Annotated in this window: 19 protein-coding genes; 2 read left to right on the top strand and 17 right to left on the bottom strand. The window is 46.1% G+C overall.

All coding sequences use genetic code 11. The features are described 5' to 3' along the window. Positions 1 to 101 precede the first annotated feature (101 nt). From radA to ACERC8_RS07030, 4 genes are all read right to left on the bottom strand, one after another. Positions 102 to 1463: a DNA repair protein RadA gene (radA, locus tag ACERC8_RS07015; RefSeq protein ID WP_373659182.1), complete on the bottom strand. Its 1362-nt coding sequence runs from the start codon at positions 1461 to 1463 to the stop codon at positions 102 to 104. Beyond that, positions 1456 to 1944, bottom strand: a complete 489-nt coding sequence (locus ACERC8_RS07020; RefSeq protein WP_373659183.1) for a hypothetical protein — start codon at positions 1942 to 1944, stop codon at positions 1456 to 1458. Before ACERC8_RS07020 ends, radA begins: the two co-directional genes overlap by 8 nt. 2 nt (positions 1945 to 1946) lie before the next feature. Then, on the bottom strand, positions 1947 to 2390 hold the full coding sequence (locus tag ACERC8_RS07025; protein ID WP_373659184.1) for a dUTP diphosphatase: 444 nt from the start codon (positions 2388 to 2390) through the stop codon (positions 1947 to 1949). 113 nt (positions 2391 to 2503) lie between these two features. Continuing rightward, positions 2504 to 3910: a Cof-type HAD-IIB family hydrolase gene (locus tag ACERC8_RS07030; RefSeq protein WP_373659185.1), complete on the bottom strand. Its 1407-nt coding sequence runs from the start codon at positions 3908 to 3910 to the stop codon at positions 2504 to 2506. A 75-nt stretch (positions 3911 to 3985) separates the two neighbouring features. On the opposite strand from ACERC8_RS07030, the gene ACERC8_RS07035 reads away from it, so the two are divergent. After that, the gene (locus tag ACERC8_RS07035; RefSeq protein ID WP_373659186.1) at positions 3986 to 4945 is read left to right on the top strand and encodes an asparaginase; all 960 of its coding nucleotides are present in this window, start codon (positions 3986 to 3988) and stop codon (positions 4943 to 4945) included. A gap of 69 nt (positions 4946 to 5014) precedes the next feature. Here ACERC8_RS07035 and ACERC8_RS07040 read toward each other — a convergent pair whose 3' ends face one another. The 12 genes from ACERC8_RS07040 to ACERC8_RS07095 form a co-directional block, all read right to left on the bottom strand. Further along, the gene (locus ACERC8_RS07040; RefSeq protein WP_373659187.1) at positions 5015 to 5929 is read right to left on the bottom strand and encodes an aldo/keto reductase family oxidoreductase; all 915 of its coding nucleotides are present in this window, start codon (positions 5927 to 5929) and stop codon (positions 5015 to 5017) included. Between the two features lie 83 nt (positions 5930 to 6012). Continuing rightward, positions 6013 to 6561: an ECF-type riboflavin transporter substrate-binding protein gene (locus ACERC8_RS07045; RefSeq protein WP_373659189.1), complete on the bottom strand. Its 549-nt coding sequence runs from the start codon at positions 6559 to 6561 to the stop codon at positions 6013 to 6015. Positions 6562 to 6570: 9 nt separating this feature from the next. After that, positions 6571 to 7422: an S-adenosyl-l-methionine hydroxide adenosyltransferase family protein gene (locus tag ACERC8_RS07050; protein ID WP_373659190.1), complete on the bottom strand. Its 852-nt coding sequence runs from the start codon at positions 7420 to 7422 to the stop codon at positions 6571 to 6573. A gap of 265 nt (positions 7423 to 7687) precedes the next feature. Further along, entirely contained in the window at positions 7688 to 9325 is a 1638-nt protein-coding gene (locus ACERC8_RS07055) for a GBS Bsp-like repeat-containing protein (RefSeq protein WP_373659191.1), read from the bottom strand. Positions 9326 to 9469: 144 nt separating this feature from the next. Then, complete coding sequence (locus tag ACERC8_RS07060) at positions 9470 to 10162, bottom strand: methionine ABC transporter permease (RefSeq protein WP_373659211.1); 693 nt, start codon at positions 10160 to 10162, stop codon at positions 9470 to 9472. Positions 10163 to 10184: 22 nt separating this feature from the next. After that, positions 10185 to 11243 carry a methionine ABC transporter ATP-binding protein gene (locus ACERC8_RS07065; RefSeq protein WP_373659192.1) on the bottom strand — a complete coding sequence of 353 codons (1059 nt, stop codon included), beginning with the start codon at positions 11241 to 11243 and terminating at the stop codon, positions 10185 to 10187. Then, positions 11218 to 12609 carry a M20/M25/M40 family metallo-hydrolase gene (locus ACERC8_RS07070; RefSeq protein WP_373659193.1) on the bottom strand — a complete coding sequence of 464 codons (1392 nt, stop codon included), beginning with the start codon at positions 12607 to 12609 and terminating at the stop codon, positions 11218 to 11220. The genes ACERC8_RS07065 and ACERC8_RS07070 overlap by 26 nt, the downstream gene beginning before the upstream one ends. 88 nt (positions 12610 to 12697) lie before the next feature. Further along, positions 12698 to 13561, bottom strand: coding sequence for a MetQ/NlpA family ABC transporter substrate-binding protein (locus tag ACERC8_RS07075; protein ID WP_373659194.1), 864 nt, complete (start codon positions 13559 to 13561; stop codon positions 12698 to 12700). A 151-nt stretch (positions 13562 to 13712) separates the two neighbouring features. After that, entirely contained in the window at positions 13713 to 14549 is an 837-nt protein-coding gene (locus ACERC8_RS07080) for an amino acid ABC transporter substrate-binding protein (RefSeq protein WP_373659195.1), read from the bottom strand. A 90-nt stretch (positions 14550 to 14639) separates the two neighbouring features. After that, positions 14640 to 14951 carry a hypothetical protein gene (locus ACERC8_RS07085; protein ID WP_373659196.1) on the bottom strand — a complete coding sequence of 104 codons (312 nt, stop codon included), beginning with the start codon at positions 14949 to 14951 and terminating at the stop codon, positions 14640 to 14642. A gap of 12 nt (positions 14952 to 14963) precedes the next feature. Continuing rightward, a complete protein-coding gene (locus ACERC8_RS07090; protein WP_373659197.1) occupies positions 14964 to 15200 on the bottom strand; it encodes a hypothetical protein in 237 nt (78 codons plus the stop codon). Between the two features lie 324 nt (positions 15201 to 15524). Continuing rightward, positions 15525 to 15761 (bottom strand): hypothetical protein, encoded by a 237-nt coding sequence (locus tag ACERC8_RS07095; protein WP_373659198.1) that lies wholly within the window; start codon positions 15759 to 15761, stop codon positions 15525 to 15527. Between the two features lie 98 nt (positions 15762 to 15859). Between ACERC8_RS07095 and ACERC8_RS07100 the strand changes: the two genes are divergently transcribed. Continuing rightward, positions 15860 to 16420, top strand: coding sequence for a hypothetical protein (locus ACERC8_RS07100; RefSeq protein WP_373659199.1), 561 nt, complete (start codon positions 15860 to 15862; stop codon positions 16418 to 16420). Between the two features lie 213 nt (positions 16421 to 16633). Here the strand turns inward: ACERC8_RS07100 and ACERC8_RS07105 are convergent, their stop codons facing one another. Continuing rightward, entirely contained in the window at positions 16634 to 17770 is a 1137-nt protein-coding gene (locus ACERC8_RS07105; protein WP_373659200.1) for an amidohydrolase, read from the bottom strand. Between the last annotated feature and the right edge of the window lie 7 nt (positions 17771 to 17777).

Genomic DNA, 17777 nt, shown 5'->3' on the forward strand with positions numbered 1-17777 from the left:
ACTTTTTTTCTACACTCAAAAGGCTCTATAATCTCCATGGTGGATTTACCCACTACAGAAATTATAGAGCCAAAAAAAGACCTTGCGAGGTCTTTTTTATCTTAGCTAAATACTTTTTTCAGCACTTCACCGACCGTCATGACTCCGATAACCTCAATTCCCTTGGGCAATTTGAGCCCTGTCAAGGAATTTTTGGGGGCATAGATTCGTGTGAAGCCGAGCTTGCTAGCCTCGTTAATCCGCTGCTCGATGCGGTTGACCCGACGGATTTCACCGGTTAGACCGATTTCCCCGATAAAGCACTCTTGCGGGTCCGTCGGCTTGTCCTTGTAGCTGGAAGCAATGGCGACAGCAACAGCCAGGTCGATAGCAGGCTCATCTAGCTTGACACCGCCTGCCGACTTGAGGTAGGCATCCTGATTTTGCAAAAGCAGGTTACAACGCTTCTCCAGCACCGCCATGATCAGGCTGACACGGTTAAAGTCTAGTCCAGTGGTGGTGCGCTTGGCATTGCCAAAAACAGTTGGGGTCACTAGAGCCTGCACTTCCGCTAGGATTGGTCGCGTTCCTTCCATGGTCACGACAATCGCAGAGCCTGTCGCCCCGTCTAGGCGCTCTTCCAGAAAGACTTGACTGGGGTTGAGAACTTCGACCAGTCCAGCTGATTGCATCTCAAAAATGCCGATTTCATTGGTCGAGCCAAAGCGGTTTTTAACCGCCCGCAGGATCCGAAAGGTGTGCTGGCGCTCCCCTTCAAAATAGAGCACGGTGTCCACCATGTGCTCCAGCATCCGTGGTCCAGCCAGTGTCCCTTCCTTGGTCACATGCCCCACGATAAAGGTCGCGATGTTATTGGTCTTAGCCAGCTGCATCAGTTCTGCCGTCACCTCACGCACCTGAGAGACAGAGCCCTGAACGCTCCCTACATCTGGGCTCATGATGGTTTGGATGGAGTCGATAATCAAAAAATCTGGCTGGAGCTTCTCGATTTCGGCTCGGATGCTCTGCATATTAGTTTCGGCATAGAGGTAAAACTCGTTGTCTATGTCGCCCAAACGCTCGCTCCTCAGCTTAATCTGCTCTGCAGACTCCTCCCCAGAGACGTAGAGTACGGTGCCCTTGCTGGCCAGCTGGGTGGAGACTTGGAGGAGCAAGGTCGACTTACCGATCCCAGGGTCGCCACCGATGAGGACGAGGCTGCCAGGCACAACCCCTCCACCCAGTACACGGTTGAATTCTTCCATGTCAGTCTTAGTGCGGTCGACCGTGCTTGAGGTGACTTGGTTGAGCTTGACAGGCTTGGTTTTTTCGCCTGTTAAGCTGACACGGGCATTTTTGACCTTGGCTACCTCAACTTCTTCCACAAAGGAAGCCCAGTTGGAGCAATTAGGACACCGTCCTAGATACTTTGGTGAATGGTAACCACAGGCCTCACAAATAAAGGTCGATTTTTTCTTAGCCACTCGACTCCTCCTTTTTTCGTAAAACGGTTAAGCCACCGTCATCAGCATGAACATAGTATCTCCCATCCGGGCTAAAGCCATAAACATAGGGGAGATAAGATTCAAATATCAAGTAAGGCGGCTGCTCTGCTATTTGCCAAACTATCGAACAAATCGGATAAGCTCCTGTGCTATCAATAGAGGCAGAAACAGTTACCTCTTCTTGGTTGGTCAAAGGTAAGGATCCGCCAGTCTGTCCTACAATGTCAATAGGCTGTGCCATACCCTCACCATAAGCCAAGAGAGACTCCTCATCATAGTCGCCATCAATCTCTCGAACCTCACCAGTTAGCAAGTTAATGAGTGAGAGGTATTGACTTGAAATACAGAGAAGTCTGTCGCCATCGGGCAAAAATCCCAAGTATAGGAAGCCACCGATACCTCTTTGAAAGATTGTATGATAGCCTTGACAAGCCTGAGGCTGAAAGGGCATCGTTTGCATCACTAATCTCCTGTACTACCAAAACCGCCTGTTCGCTGACCTGTCGCCACATCACCGTCTGCCAGTAAAAAGGGCGCAAAGACTGCTTGCACAATACGCTCGCCCGCTTCAACGGTCACAGTCTGGTCAGTGATATTTTTCATCTGGGCGTAGATGTGTCCCTCATTGGCTGGATTGCCATAGTAATCGCTGTCAATGACCCCGACCGAGTTAATCAAGACCAAGCCTTTCTTGCGAGGATTGGACGAGCGATCATAGAGATACAGCACCTCGCCTGCCTGCATATAAGCCTTGACCCCTGTAGGGACCAATACAATTTCCCCTGCCTCAATGACGGTTGTCTCTGCCGCTTTTAGGTCATAACCTGCCGCGTGGGCGGTTTCGCGTTTGGGCAAAAGGGTCTCATCAGTAAAACAGCTGACTAACTCAAATCCACGTGTGTTCATGCCTACTCCTTTTTGATTGGTCTTCATTGTTATCCATTATAAGGTATTCGCAAAAAAATTGCAAAAAGAGAGACAGACGTTCATGTCTCCATAGGATTTGAGAAGTCTGCCTCTTATTTTTGCTGTTTCCCTGTTCGGGATTGATGCTTCAGTGCCTTTTGCATCTGTCTATCTAGTTCTTTTTTGATGGCTGGTTCAGGAGCACAACGTTCCTGCCAATCATCTGGCTTGAGTACCTTATTGGTTATTGGGTCACGATGCACTTGACCATCAGGAAAAATTTTTCCCATGTTGGCCGCATGAATAGTGTCAACGATAGGCTTAGGGTCGACTCCCATCAAGACGAAGGAGCCGTAGGTCAAATAGAGCAAGTCAGCCAGAGCATCAACTTGACCAACAAGAGGTGAGCTGGTTTGAGACGTTTTTTTCACCTTATCGGTCGCTCGTTCTAAAGCCTTGTGTAGATCAGCGACTGCAGCATCAAAGGCTACTTCATCTCCCTGGCTGCTGGCATGGAGAAACTCCACCAGTTCTTCTATCATAAAGTCAGCTCGATGCCCAGCTTCAGTCAGCTGGTAGAGCCTAGGCATTTCGTGCGTCATCCCATCAACCATCTGGTGGAAAGCTTTAACCTTGTTAAAATTGTCATCCGCTGAACGAAAATGTTCGCCCTCTTCCAGTTGAATCAGCCCATAATGCCACAGCGCCTTGGCGATACCGTTGGTGTTGTTGTCTGAGGTGATATGATGTGCAATAGCCTTTAGAGTTGCTTGGGCATTTCCCATGGCAACACCAACACCGACACTGGATAACATTTCCATATCGTTGTCAGAATCTCCAAAAGCCATAACTTCGTACAAATCAAAATCAAAATGCTCCGCCAAGCGACAAATCCCTCGTAGTTTGGATTGCCCTTTACTGATTAAATCAGCAGAATAAGAACTGCTTCTGGTGATAGTGATTTCTGGGAAAGCCTGTTCCAGCTCAGCTGTTTTATCAGTTGTCGCTACGACCACAATCTGGAAAATCGTTTCACGGGCGAGCAGGGTTAATTTATCATAGTTTTGTGGCCTCAGACGACGGAAAATGTGCTTAAAGCTGCGCTCAACTGCCTTAGCCCACTGTTTGGGAATGATATGGCTGAGAACCTGTGCTTTTGAGCTGGTGCCCAAGTGAATCAAACCAGAGCCGACTAAACCAGAAGCTGTTCCCAAAGACACCTCCATGCGCCTTTTTTGGGCATAAGACATGAGTTTGAAAACTGTTGATTTAGGTAAGGGATTGGCATAGATGACCTCATTTCGGGTCAGCACATACTGACCGTTATAGGTCACCGCAAAATCAAGACCATAATTCTCCATGAAAGGAGCGACAAAGGCTGGACCTCGTCCTGTTGCTAGACCCACTAGGATCCCCTGGTTTTTCAGCTCTTTGATGGCCTTGACCGTTGATTTTTGTACCCGTTTGGTATCTGTCATCAGCGTGCCATCAATATCAAAAAATACTGCTTTTATCGCCAAAATTCGCCACCTTTCTCTCAATGATATGTTACAATTAAGTATAGCACATTTTAGTAGAAAGCGTAACCATTTTTCATGAAAAAAATACTCGTCATTCATACTGGTGGGACTATTTCCATGACTGCCGATAGCTCAGGTCAGATCCGCCCCGAAGCAGTCAATCCCATGCTAGAGGTCAGCCCGTCTTTAGAGGGGATTGAGTTGATTAACCGTGAGCCCTTTCATTTGCCCAGCCCCCATATCACTTGTGACCATATGATTCAGCTTTATGGCTTAATTAGAGAAATGGCAGAGCAGATTGACGGAGTTGTGATTACCCACGGCACAGATACCTTGGAAGAGACGGCTTATTTCCTTGATACCATGGCGATACCGCAGATTCCTATCGTGTTGACAGGTGCCATGCGCAGTTCAAACGAACTCGGCAGCGATGGGGTTTATAACTTTCTCAGTGCCCTGCGGGTTGCCAGTCATGACAAGAGTGCTGACAAGGGTGTCTTAGTGGTGATGAATGATGAAATCCATGCAGCAAAATATGTGACTAAAACTCATACCACCAATGTTTCAACTTTTCAAACACCGACCCATGGTCCGTTGGGGGTCATCATGAAACATGATATCCTCTTTTTCAAAGCAGCTGAACAGCGTGTCCGCTTTGACCTCAAACAGGTCAAAGGGCTTGTCCCTATTATTAAAGCCTATGCAGGCATGACTGGTGAGCTCTTTAGCTTGCTGGATCCTGACCAAGTATCAGGCGTGGTGATTGAGGCTATGGGGGCAGGGAACCTACCACCAGAAGCTAGCCGACAGCTTGACAAGCTATTGCAAAGACAAATTCCCATCGTTTTGGTATCTCGTTGTTTCAACGGCATCGCAGAACCTGTTTACGGTTATGAAGGCGGTGGGGTAGAACTTGCTGGCAAAGGAGTCCTTTTCGTCAAAGAACTCAATGCGCAGAAAGCTCGCTTGAAATTACTCATTGCTATCAATGCAGGGCTGTCTGGTCAGGCATTAAGAGACTATATCGAAGTCTAAACAGTCAATCCCCCCAGAGGCATGACATCTGGGGATTGACTGTTTCTTGTTGTTCAACTGATTTGAGGATTAAGGCAACACATTGCCTGCACTGCGGTAAATGGCATACCAGTCCTCACGTGATAAGTCAACATACTTACTTTGCATCATGTTAGCGATACGGTCAGGATTCATCGACCCAATGAGGACCTGCATCTGTGCAGGATGGCGAAGAATCCATGCAACAACCATAGCTTCACGCGACACACCAAACTGCTGGGCGTATTGGTCAAGCGTTGCCACGAGGTCCTGATAATCTGGATGATTAAAGAAAACACCTTTTGCCAAATCAACTTGGAATGGTGACCAAGCCTGAATCGTCACCTTGTTGAGGCGGCAATACTCTAGCACCCCGTTATCACGATTAACACCAGCTTGATTGAGCATATTGACATTAAGCCCACTATCAATCATCGGTGTATGCGCTGGAGAGAGCTGCAGTTGGTTGACCGCTAAAGGCTCATCAAGATAAGCTTGCAAGAGAGCCATCTGTTGAGGGTTCTGATTGCTGACCCCAAAATGTTTCACCTTTCCTGCTTTTTTGAGTTGGTAAAAAGCTTCCGCAACCTCCTCAGGCTCCATGAGCGTATCAGGTCTGTGCAGGGCTAAAATATCCAAATAATCTGTTTCAAGGCGCTCTAATATCCCATCGACAGAAGAAAAAATATGGTCTTTTGAAAAATCAAAGAAGCCTCTGCGGATACCACATTTAGATTGAAGAATCATTTCTTCTCGCTTGATACCAAGGGCTTTTTGAGCTTGAGCAAAACGGCGTTCCGACTCACCACCACCATAAATGTCAGCATGGTCAAAAAAATTGATGCCCAGCTCTTGACAAGCAGTCAGAACAGTCATAGCCTGTTCAATATCTAAGCTGGCCATGCGCATGCACCCAAGCGCTACGCGTGAGCCTTGCAAATTTGTTTGTCCAATGGGTTGTAACATATCTAGTCCTCCTTTATCTTTATCTATTATACCAGATAGAACAAAAAGAGCGCCAGAAGAATCTTTCTCTGGGCTCAACGTTCTTAATTTTTGGATAAGCTACCTGACTTGGTACGGGTTTTCGCATAGATAGACAGTAAAAGCGTCCCACCGATAGCCACTGTAAAGGCATTGGCTAAACCAGCCATAAGGGCTTGGGCAAAAACCTTCTCAGCTGGTTGTGCGTAGAAAAGAATGTCACCAACTGGTGCCACCACGCCCCAAACGAGGACATTCAAAATCAACTGAGCGATATTAAAGCGAATCGCATCTTTTGTGGTAAAAATGCCTTGCTCAATCTTAAATTGATTTTTCAACAGACCGAGTCCCAGACCAAAGAGTCCGCTCGGCAAAATCCAAGACCACCAGAGACCATAACCAGCCATGGCATCCTTGAGAGTGTGACCGATAAATCCTAAAAAGAAACCTGCCAAAGGTCCAAACAAGATTGCTAATAAGGACTGCAAAGCATACTGCAACTGGATACTGGTATTAGGCACTGGGGTTGGGATATTGATGACCATACCGATGACTAAGAATAAAGCCGCGCCGATTCCTGCGGCAACGATGGTTTTGATAGTATTGTTTTTCATAACATTCTCCTAATTGTTTTCAAGTTTTTTAAGTTCAATATGCCACTGAGGACCTACGCCAACATTATAAGCCTTGGCAAAGGAACCTTGGTTAATCGCCAGACCAACTCGGTAGAGGGAGTTGATGTAGATAATCGGCTGACCGATGCGAACATCCGCAAAGGATTTGCCGTAGGTGACTTGATTTTGGTAGACCAGCATGTCGTTGTTATAGATGGTCACTTCAAAGCGGTCATTAAACTCTGGGGAGAGACTGTAGAACTCCTCACGTGTGATCGACGTCCAGAGCGAACCGAAACGAACATCTAAGATGTCGATGGCACCGCGTACGAGGTTGCTGTCAACTACCGTTTCAACTACTGGCAATTCGATGATGTCATCGACAGACAACTCTGGTCCAACCTCCTCAAAACTGATGTGACCACTGGCCAGCTTGGCACCTGTATAAGCGTAAACATCCCGCCCGTGGAAGGTATAGGAGTGCTCGGTGTTTGCTCGGCGATTGGCCACCTCAGAAATCTCACGCACCGCCTGAATGCCAACGTGCTTTTTGATGTAGGACAGGGTACCATTGTCAGGGGTGACGATGTACTGGTTAGCTGCTGTCAGTGCCACCACGCTCTTGCGCTTGGAGCCAACGCCAGGGTCAACGACAGACACAAAAGTCGTGCCTTCAGGCCAGTACTCGATGGCTTGAAAGAGGCGGTAGGACGCTTCAAAGATATTGTAGGGGGTGATATCGTGAGTCAGGTGATGGACACCAAGTGTTGGCTCTTCTTGCAAAGCAACGCCAATCATGGCAGATACCGCTCCGTCCACCAGCCCAAAGTCCGATTGCAGGACTAATAGATTGTTTGACATAAGTCTCCTTTCTTGCTGTGAGCTTTTATTTTATCATAGATTTTTACATTTGGATAATAGAAAAAAACTAGAAGAAGCTATAGTTTTTAGCTATAACGCTCTAGTTGATGTTGCCTCCTTATCCTAATGGGTATTGGTATAAAATACCATTTAGACAATCAACAAAAACAGAGAAAACAAGTACTGTCCTCTCTCGGTGTTAAGTGGGTCAACCCACTACAGTTGACAAAGAGCCGATTTTAGCATATTCGGCAAAGTTATACTCTTAGCTGTAGTTTGGTCGCGCAAGTCCTCGGATATTACCATGACCAATTTTATATGTCCTACGACGAACCTGCTGGTCGTTATTTCCTCCAATGGTATGAATGATACCGTCTTGAACGTGAGTAACAATACCAATATGATCGGCAAAACCGTCATTAGCTTGATAGTTTTGATCCCAGTTAAAGGTGATGATATCACCGGTCTTAGGTGTGGTTGAACCATCTTCGTTCCAAATACCCAAAGATTTAAAAATCTTGGTGTGTCGCTCAACGCCACACTCACGACCAATCAGGTGTGATAAGCCTGTACGTTGGAAGACAACAGTAGTAAATACATCGCACCAATCGTCATCATAGGCGACTTTGTAGCCAACAGGTAGTGGTGAAACAGCATTGTAGTCGTCAACGATTTTCTTGTGGGCTGCTCCGCCAATTTCAACACCGAGTAAATCACCTGCAATCTGAAGAACCTTTTTGATGCTATCAGAGACGCTATTCACTTGGTCTGTTCCATAAATAGTAGCAAGATTAGGTTTTTTAATGTTAAAAGTTCCTGCATCTGTTCCAATTGTGCTACCATCTGAGTAGGTTGTATAAACATGCACAGTGTATTGATCTGAAGCATTGGAATGGTTGGCAATACTAATTGTTGCTGCTGCTCGGTTATTTGTAACCTCTGGAGTATACCATTTGACGTCATCTTGCCCTTTATCTTTTGACCAAACAGCGACTCGGACATCTTTAACCTCCTTGGAGTTCTCGTAGCCTGTCACTTTTACAGTGAAATAGGTTTTATTTTCTTGATAGTCTTGAACTTCAATTGTTGCCAGCTTAGGTTCAGGCTTAATCACTTCAAAAGCACCTAAATTTGTTCCTACTGTCTGATTATCAGTATAGGTGGTGTAGACATGGACGGTGTACTTATCAGAAGTATTTGAGTGGTTAGCGATGTCTACGGTAGCACTTGCCTGGTTGTTAACGACTTTAGGCTCGTACCATTTGAGGTCATCTTGTCCCTTGTCTGCCGACCACACCGCAGCGCGCACATGGGCAATCTGTTTGGTGTCAGGTGTGCCTGTGCCCTTGATGGTAAAGTTGGTTTTATACTCGTCGTAGCCGACCACTTCGACCTTGGCAGGTGCCTTCTCGGCAACGGGTTTGACTGTTTCAGTAGGTGTTGAGGAAGTTGATGGTCCTAAATCTTTTACAGGGACATAACTACGACTGCCAGAGTAGCTGACGTAACTGATCCACAGATGGTTGTCGTTCTCGACAGTTTTGTCATAGTTGGCTTTTTCACCTGCAGTGTAGTAGTCTCGGTCTGGTGCTGACATCTTAGGCTCGCTCTTGACCCCAACTCGCTCAGTAAAGGTATAAGTCCCACTAGCTGGTACACTTTCCTCTGACACTTGGGAAGCAGGAGTAGTTGCGCTGGTCTCAACAGCAGCACGAACTGCAATAGCAGGACTAGCTTCGGCCGTAGGTGTCGTCTCACTAACAGTACTTGATTCAGCAGGCGTTATAGTTGTTGCCTGAGAGGGTTCGGTGGTTGGGGGTACGGGTGGTTGCTCTACAGATGTTTCATTAGCAGCTACTTTACCAGAAGCCAATAGCATTCCCAGAAAAACAGGAATTGTCAAGTAGAACTTCTTGCGTTAATTTTTCATGATCATCCTCCTGGACTTATTATAGCATACAACCATTAATCATGCTACTTGCTTTATAGTTTTTTATTCGTGAATTGACTTGAAAATAATAATTTTATGAAGAGTTTTTATAAATTTTTATTTATGGCTTATCTTTCTGGTCAGAAAGTCACCTAAAAACTGGATACTAAAAATCAAGAGTAGAATCAAGAGAGTGGCAATCCAAGTCACGTCTTGGTTAAAGCGGTTATAACCATAAGAAATGGCAGTATTACCAAGCCCTCCGGCCCCGATAGCGCCAGCCATAGCAGTTTCACCGACCAAGGAAATCAAGGTGACGGTTGAGACACGAATAAGGTCAGGTAACCCTTCGCTCAAATAGACCCAGATGATGTCCCATGTTGTTGCTCCAGAGGCTTGTGCGGCTTCGATGACACCCTTGTCCAGCTCTGCCATGACCACTTGAACCTGCCTTAGGAAAAAGGCAAAAACAGCGACCGATAGGGAAACATTAGCAGCATCAGATCCAAGAGTGGTTCCAATCAACAGACGGGTCAGAGGGGCTAAAATTGCCAAGAGAATAATAAAGGGAATAGCACGGAAGATAGAAGCAATTTTATCCAAGATAAAATGAATACCACGGTGTTCCAAAACACCGCCAGGAGCAGTCAAAACGAGGAACAGCCCCCCGAGGAGCCCGGCAATCCCACCGATAATAAATGGAATCAAGGTCATGTAGAGGGTGTTATAAATAGCCATGCCCCAGCCAGCATCGCCAGACCAGCCTAGTTTATAGACGTTTGGGAGATAGGTTTCGATGAGCTGAGCGATTGGTTGTAGAAATGATAGCATATTACACACGTCCTTTCAAAATGACAGCAGTGATACCAGAAGCTTCCAAGGCCAAGAGCGCTTGGTCTAGTTTCTCACCAGTTAGCACAGCGACCAGCTCCCCAACAGGAACACCGTCCAGAATCTCGATATTACCATAAAGGATATTCGACGTCACTTGATAACGACGGTCGATGTCGTTTAGGACAGGCTCATCTGTCATCTGACCAGCATACTTGAGTTGGACGAGAGCTGATTGAGCAGGCAGATTTTTGACAATCTCTTGTTGATAAATCTTAGCCAGAGCTTCGTCAATGCCAGTAGCGACTTTGATAAAGTCTCTGGTCAAATCCTGTTTGGGATGAGAAAAGATGTCTAAAACCGTTCCTTCCTCAATAAGCTCACCATTTTGCATAACAGCGACACGGTGACAGATGTCTTTGACAATCTGCATTTCATGGGTAATAATGACAATGGTTAGTCCCAATTTCTGGTTGAGTTCCTGTAGGAGAGAGAGGATTTGCTTGGTTGTTTTAGGGTCGAGAGCAGAAGTCGATTCGTCAGAAATTAGGATTTTAGGGTCATTTGCTAGAGCTCGCGCAATAGCGACCCGCTGCTTTTGACCGCCTGATAACTGAGCAGGGTAGCTGTCTGCACGTTCTGCCAAACCAACCAAGGTTAGGAGGTCATCAACTTTTTTTGCTCGTTCTTCTTTGGTTAATGGCGAGTGCTTGAGGGCAAAAGCCACATTCTCCCGTGCTGTTTTTTGTGCCATCAGGTTAAAGTGCTGGAAAATCATGCTGATATTGCGACGCTTCTTACGCAAGTCAGCAGATGAGAGCTGAACTTTTCCATCTGCAAAAAGGATATCCCCATCCACAGTTACTTGTCCAGCACTAGGAACTTGTAGGAGGTTGATGGCTCTGACAAGGGTTGATTTGCCTGCGCCAGAATAACCGACGATACCATAGATATCCCCTTGCTTTATATGGACGCTGACATCTTTGACAGCGTCGATTTTTTTGTTTTTTTGATGAAAGGTAATATCAATGTGCTCAAGAGCAATAATTGGATGACTCATAACTTGCGATTAACTCCTTAACTAATTGGATATGACTATAGTAGTCCACCAGACGAACATTCTCATCCCCGCCATGGTCACGACTATTAGGGTGTCCGATACCGATAGAAGCAATTGGCACACCTAGACGACTATGTACCTTGTGCATGGGACCTGTTCCTGCTGAGGTTGGCAAGACAGATACTCCGGCTGGCGATTGAGCTTTGGCCAGTTCAATCAAGCGTAAGATGGCAAGTGCTGACAGGTCGCTACGGTAGCTTTCTTCCCCTAGAGTATAGGTGACGAGGATGTCGGAAAAGCCGAGCTTTTGCAAATGGTTCTCAACACAAGCAAGGGCGTACTCTGGTGTCAGACCAGGAACCAAGCGTATCTCCATCTTAGCTGAGGCAGTTGAGGGCAAAATGGTTTTCACCCCTTGTCCCTGATAGCCTGATGTTAAGCCTTCAATGGTCAACGATGGTTCAAAAAAGTAGCGTCTCAAAAATGCTTCCTGCTCAGTCACTAGGGTGGGAAGGGTCAAGCCGTAGATGTCTTGTAGTTCCTTAGGATTATCCAGTGCGTACTGTTTCACTAGGTCTAGCTCGCGCTGGTTAGGCGGTAGAACGTGGTCATAAATCCCATCGATCAACAAGCGACCATCAGTTGCACGCATGCTCTGAAGAGCAGCCAGCAGTCGCCAGCTGGCAGATTCGATGACCCCTCCATACTTGGAATGAATGTCAACATCAGCTGACTGGATAGACAAATCAAACGTTACAATTCCCTTATTACCCCCAGTGATTTCAAGCTGGTTCCGACTGTTTTTGATGCCCTGCTCCCAGATTAGCAAGTCTGCTGGTACCAGTTGGTTATGGTAAGTCTCTAAATAATGCTCTAAGTCAACAGAAGCTGATTCTTCCGCACCTTCCATGATGAAAATGACATTTACAGGCAGGTCACCGACCTCATTGAGGTATTTTTTGACAGCTGTTAGACGGGATGTGATGTGTCCCTTGTCATCATCGACCCCGCGACCGTACATGTATCCCTGGCGAATGGTCAAGGTGAAGGGGTCAGAAGTCCAAGGCTGGTCATCGTCTGCTGGCACGGTATCATAATGGTTATAAAAGATAATCGTCTTAGCATCGGGATGAGGACTTTTAAATTTAGCCAAAACAAAGGGAGCTGTATAGCGGTCATCAACCAGAACATCAGCGCCGCTATCTTCAAAAACCTCTGCTAAATAGGTGGCGACTTCCTTTAGACCAACCTGCTGGGCAAAAATCGATTTTTTAGAGATGAGCGTTCGCAAGACATCCATGTAAAACTGAGTGGTCTCGTCTTGTTCAAATGCTTGTAGCTCTTTTTGAGAAGCTGTAGTGGTCATTTCCTATCCTTTCTGGGCTGGGTTGGTTAAACGACAAGAGGCTGGGACTGAGTCCAAGCCTGCTGTATCGTGCAAGATAATTGTGTTCTTACCAAACGGGAACATCAACATTGTTTGATGTTTCTGCGATAATCGCCTTAATCTCATCAGTGTGATAAGCTTTGACTAATTTGTTAATCAAGTCAGCTTTGTCAGATTTAGTCCAATCTTTTTGACCAGCTAGGATGTTAATCCATTGCTTGGCTGCCTCGTCACTTGCTTGCTCCTTATAGAGAGAGGTGGCGTAATCAACACCAGCAGGAACAGCATAGCTGTTGTTGATAACAGCTGCGTCAACAGATGGGAGGGCTGGTGCGGTTTGGCTGGCATCAACTTCTTTGATGGATAATTTCTTAGGATTGTCCTTGATATTGGCGATAGTCGCTGACTCAGTTCCAGACACATCGAGTTTGATTAAGCCTGCTGCTTCAAGCACGTAGAGGGCACGACTTTCGTTGGTTGGGTCGTTTGGTACAGCAATCGTCGCACCATCTGGGAGTTCGCTGACTGATTTGTACTTGGCTTTGCCATCTGCGGTACCAGAGAAGAGGTTAATCGGGCTGATATAGGTTTCAGCGATGACTTCAAGTTCTTCCTTGTTTTCAGTGTTCCAGTTATCCAAGAAGTTGTAGTGTTGGAAAGCGTTGATGTCGACCTCGCCATCAGCCAAAGCCTTGTTTGGCTGGGAATAATCGGTAAACTCCTTGTATTTTAAGGTGATGCCATCCGCTTGGAGCGCCTTTTCAATGGCTTCCCAACGGGCAACATCAGAGTCTGATTTTGACATCACACCAACGGTCAAGACTTTTTCAGCCTCTTTATCGGTTGCTGAGTTTTCTGACTTAGCACCACAAGCCGCCAATAAGGTAGCAGCAGCCAAGCTTAATCCTGCAAATTTAATCGCTTTTTTCATGTTTGTTTCCTCTTTCTTTTCAAAACTGTATCTAGTATGCCATAAAACAGAAGACTTGACAAATTGTTAAATTTTAGGACTGGTTATAGTTTTAAACTATAACGGATTACTAAAAAGTCCCTGCACTATCTCGGCAACAGGGACATAAATCTTACTTGATATCAGCAGCCTCTGGCAGGTAGCTTCCTCCAAGGAACTCTTGTGAGAGTTTTTCAAGGGTGCCATCTTCGTAAAGTTCTTTGATACGCTTGTTCGCAAAGGCTTGAAGTTCAGTTTCTTCCTTACCAAAGAGGAAGTAGACATAAGGTTTTTGTGCAGTGTCAAGGTCAAGTTCAAGAATTTCAATGTTATTCAGACCTTGCTCTTCAACAATCGTCTTCACAGACTGTGTTTCAAAAATTTTGTAGTCATACTTGCCGTTATCCAAGTTTAAGAGGATTGGGGCGATATTTTCTTTGGTAAACTCAATTGTCGTTTGCTTATCTGGGTTGGCTTCATTATATTTTTGAAGCATATCAGCAGTCGCAGTTCCTTGCACGACTTGTGTTGATTTTCCTGCGATGTCTGCATAGCTCTTGATGCCTGAGTTTTTGTTGACTGCCAAAATCAGCGGGTTAGTAGCAATTGGTGCAGAGTAAAGGTATTTTTCTGCCCGCTCATCGCTGTAACTGATGTTATTGGCACCGATTTGGTAGCGGTCTGAGTCTAGACCAGCGAAGATAGATGACCATTCTGTTTTTTGGTATGTCACGTCATAGTCACTGCCTTCAAAAACAGCTTTTGCAACTTCGATGTCATAGCCAGTCAATTCGCCATCTTTCTCAAAAGAGAATGGTTTGGTTGTGCCGACAGTTGCCAAAGTCACCGTTTTTTTGTTGGCAGCAGAACTCGCTGGTGTTGTGTCGGCTGATTTTGTGCCACAAGCAACCAAAAGCAAGCCTGATGCCAAGGCAAGCATTCCCGCTTTAAAGATTGATTTAATGTTCATAATTGTCCTCCATTTCTATTGTCCTAGTCTATCACGAACTAGGGACTTTGCCTAGTAGAGATATTTTATAGGTGTGATAGACAAAATCTATCACACCTCTTTTTTATAGCGGTGCCAATAGCTGAGCAGGACAATCGGAAAGACCAGGCACCAGATGCTGATGGCAAAACCAGACCAGTTAGCCAGGCTGAGGCTGACCAATAAACAGCTCACCACATCGCAGACAAAAAGACCTAGCGACAGCTTTTTACAACCGTTAGCCAAAGCAAATAAGGACAATTGCAACACACCATTGCCACACCAAATGACCGTACCCAAACCATAGCCTGGAGAGGAAAACGCGTAAAAGATACCCAAGGCAAGGTAAAGCAAAGCTGACCCCAGTTCCCATTTTCCCTTCATAACAAGTCCCTCCTAGCTCAATTTTTGATAAGATTTTCTAGCCTTTCTAAAGAAGATTAAACTCAACACCAAACTAGTGACAGGAAGGAGAAATCGAGGGCTAAAATAAACCCAGATCAAAACCAAACCTGTCCCGTCTCCACTCATCGGCAAACTCGGCGTCCCAAAGTGGAAGATGATAAAGCTAGTCGCCAGCAGAATGACTGCTGAGATAAAGTAGGTCACAAAACACATAATGTCTTTGAACATGACAAACACCTCCTTAGCCTCATTTTACCAAAAAAATAAAGAAAACGCTAACAAAATCGGTTGTGAATTGAAAAAAACCAGCACCAGGGCTGGTTTGAACACCTTAGTAGAGACGGTGCAGGTCACCATCTACAAAGCCATAGGCCAGGGCCTGATAGTCGGTCAGGTGATGCATAAACTGACATTGGGCCAGATAGTCAGATAAAGCCTGACCAACCTGGGTCTCAATGACAGACCAGTCAGCTGCTTCCTTCCAGTAAAAGGCCTGGTCACGATTGTTCCAAACCTCTTCACAGAGCCAATCTTGACATCGTCAACTGAACCTTATTTCCAGTTTTTTGCTACTTTAACAGCTTTAAGAACAAAAATAAGGGCTAGAAAAAGACTAAGTAAAGGTAGAGCATAGTTGGGTAACTGGTGCAACCACATCAAGCCCCTAACCCCTGATGCCTCATCAAAGGTCGCCAAAGGCGGACTCAATTGAAATAATAGCAAACTCGTCGCCAACAAAATGACACTAGATAAGCTATAAGTCACAAATAACATACCTTGTTTGAGCATGACAACCACCTCTTTTTAATTGACTTTTTCTCTTAATCATTATACAATAAAATTGTAGAGAACGCTACCAAAAAATCTGTTTAGAAAGGAAAGTTTTTATGAAATTTATCAAAAGTTTAGTCGCAATCATCAGTCTCGGTATTGCTTTATTTGCTAGTCCTATTGTCAATGCTAATACAATTCCAAACACAGACTTTGAAATTGTCTCCAGTACAAAATTGTTTAACAAAAGCGAAAATGCCCTCTATGAGTTTCCTAACCAAGCTAGTCGCAATTTCTTCATTGAGCAACAGAAGAAATCAAGCATTAGTTTAAGGTATTACAACCCAACCGAGCAACGAACCGTTCAGATTCGTCAGTACACCCGAACCGTCAATTCTCAACACATGACAACAACGGTATACGGAGGGCCTCATGGAGGAACTGTAAGTATCGGGTCAACCCTCGGAGCTAGTGTGGAAGGTGTTAGTGCAGGACTTAGTCATGGAGCAAGTTATCCAGTACCAGCATGGAAAAATGCTAACATTGTCCTGCAAGTAAACATTACCTATACCGAATATCAAATTCAACGTCGATATACCGGTGGTCCTTGGATGCCACAAGGAAACTATACAGTAAAAAAATATAATTGGTCCCGTTACTCACCTGTTTACTGGTAAGTAACAACCGTTGGTAGCGTTCTATAGTATTTTTATTTCCAATCATCGTAAAGAAGGTGGGACAGAAGTCCAAACTCCAATATTAAAAACGAACAAAGAAGGATTTCTGAGAACCAGAACCTCTCTTTGTTCGTCTTTTTGCTTTTGTTGTTTTAACAGGAGGAATGGTATGTGATTTCGAAAACTCAAAATCTTTTTGTCCTGACCTCTTCTTTAGTTCCCCAAATAATCCAATAACATTAAAGCACTCTCAACATAGTAGGTCACCGCTGTTGGCAGCATGTCGTCACTGAGGATAAATTGGTCGCTGTGGAGGTCTGGGGCGTCAGGATCACCGTTTGAACCGATAAAGGCAAAGACCCCTGGTATCTCTTCCTGATAGGCGGCAAAGTCTTCTCCAATGGACATGGGGTCCACCTCCATAACCGGTGCAAAAGCGCTGCTATTTTCCATCAAAAGTGGCGTCAAGACCTCGTCGTTGTAGGTCACGCTAGGGGTTTGGGCCCAGTCGATGTGGGCGGTGGCCCCGAACTGGGCAGCCGTGGTCTCGACGATGGTGGTGAAGCGTTCCCTCAGGTGGGCCTTGAGGGCAGGGGTGAAGGTCCGAATGGTGCCCTCGAAAAAGCCCTCCTTGGGCAGGACGTTCCAGGTCGAGCCGACGCTGATGTGGGTGACGGACAGGACCGCCTGGTCAAAGGCAGACACCGTGCGAGACACGATGGTTTGGAGGTTGTTGACCATGCTGGTGATGGTCAGAACCGCGTCCACACCCATCTCAGGCTTGGCCGCATGGCTGCTGTCACCCGTCACGGTCACCCGAAACTTCTCCACGCCCGCCATGATGGCCTTGGACCGCAGGCCGATGGTCCCGACCGGCAACTGGGGCATGTTGTGGTAGCCGATGATGGCGGACACCCCGTCCAGACCGCCCGCCGCAATCACGCTGTAGGCCCCCTTGGACACCTCCTCGGCCGGTTGAAAGATCAGCCGCACCGTACCCTTGAGGTCCTTTTCGTTTTGGTGCAATAGCTGAGCTGCTCCCAAGAGGCTGGTCATGTGCATGTCGTGCCCGCAGGCATGCATAGCCTGGTTCTGGCTAGCATAGGGCAGAGCAGTCTTTTCGACAATGGGCAGGGCATCAATATCAGCTCGTAGGGCAATAATCGGCAAGCCCTGACCAATCTCAGCCACCAGGCCAGTTTTCAAGGGTAGGTCCAGAATACGAATACCCAGCTGGGTCAGCTGGTCTCTCAAGAAAGCCGTGGTGGCAATCTCCTCCTCAGACACCTCAGGGTGCTGGTGGAGGTAGTGGCGGATTTGGGTCAGTTTGGTGTAAAAATCAGTCATCATAAGCCTT

Origin of the sequence: Streptococcus sp. E29BA (genome assembly GCF_041807805.1) — a bacterium.
GTDB classification, from domain to species: Bacteria; Bacillota; Bacilli; order Lactobacillales; family Streptococcaceae; genus Streptococcus; species Streptococcus entericus.

Coding starts and splice junctions, on each gene's coding strand:
- ACERC8_RS07020 (WP_373659183.1), bottom strand. CDS start 1,944: ATGCAAACGATGCCCTTTCAGCCTCAGGCTTGTCAAGGCTATCATACA.
- ACERC8_RS07025 (WP_373659184.1), bottom strand. CDS start 2,390: ATGAACACACGTGGATTTGAGTTAGTCAGCTGTTTTACTGATGAGACC.
- ACERC8_RS07035 (WP_373659186.1), top strand. CDS start 3,986: ATGAAAAAAATACTCGTCATTCATACTGGTGGGACTATTTCCATGACT.
- ACERC8_RS07040 (WP_373659187.1), bottom strand. CDS start 5,929: ATGTTACAACCCATTGGACAAACAAATTTGCAAGGCTCACGCGTAGCG.
- ACERC8_RS07045 (WP_373659189.1), bottom strand. CDS start 6,561: ATGAAAAACAATACTATCAAAACCATCGTTGCCGCAGGAATCGGCGCG.
- ACERC8_RS07050 (WP_373659190.1), bottom strand. CDS start 7,422: ATGTCAAACAATCTATTAGTCCTGCAATCGGACTTTGGGCTGGTGGAC.
- ACERC8_RS07065 (WP_373659192.1), bottom strand. CDS start 11,243: ATGAGTCATCCAATTATTGCTCTTGAGCACATTGATATTACCTTTCAT.
- ACERC8_RS07070 (WP_373659193.1), bottom strand. CDS start 12,609: ATGACCACTACAGCTTCTCAAAAAGAGCTACAAGCATTTGAACAAGAC.
- ACERC8_RS07075 (WP_373659194.1), bottom strand. CDS start 13,561: ATGAAAAAAGCGATTAAATTTGCAGGATTAAGCTTGGCTGCTGCTACC.
- ACERC8_RS07080 (WP_373659195.1), bottom strand. CDS start 14,549: ATGAACATTAAATCAATCTTTAAAGCGGGAATGCTTGCCTTGGCATCA.
- ACERC8_RS07085 (WP_373659196.1), bottom strand. CDS start 14,951: ATGAAGGGAAAATGGGAACTGGGGTCAGCTTTGCTTTACCTTGCCTTG.
- ACERC8_RS07090 (WP_373659197.1), bottom strand. CDS start 15,200: ATGTTCAAAGACATTATGTGTTTTGTGACCTACTTTATCTCAGCAGTC.
- ACERC8_RS07095 (WP_373659198.1), bottom strand. CDS start 15,761: ATGCTCAAACAAGGTATGTTATTTGTGACTTATAGCTTATCTAGTGTC.
- ACERC8_RS07100 (WP_373659199.1), top strand. CDS start 15,860: ATGAAATTTATCAAAAGTTTAGTCGCAATCATCAGTCTCGGTATTGCT.
- ACERC8_RS07105 (WP_373659200.1), bottom strand. CDS start 17,770: ATGATGACTGATTTTTACACCAAACTGACCCAAATCCGCCACTACCTC.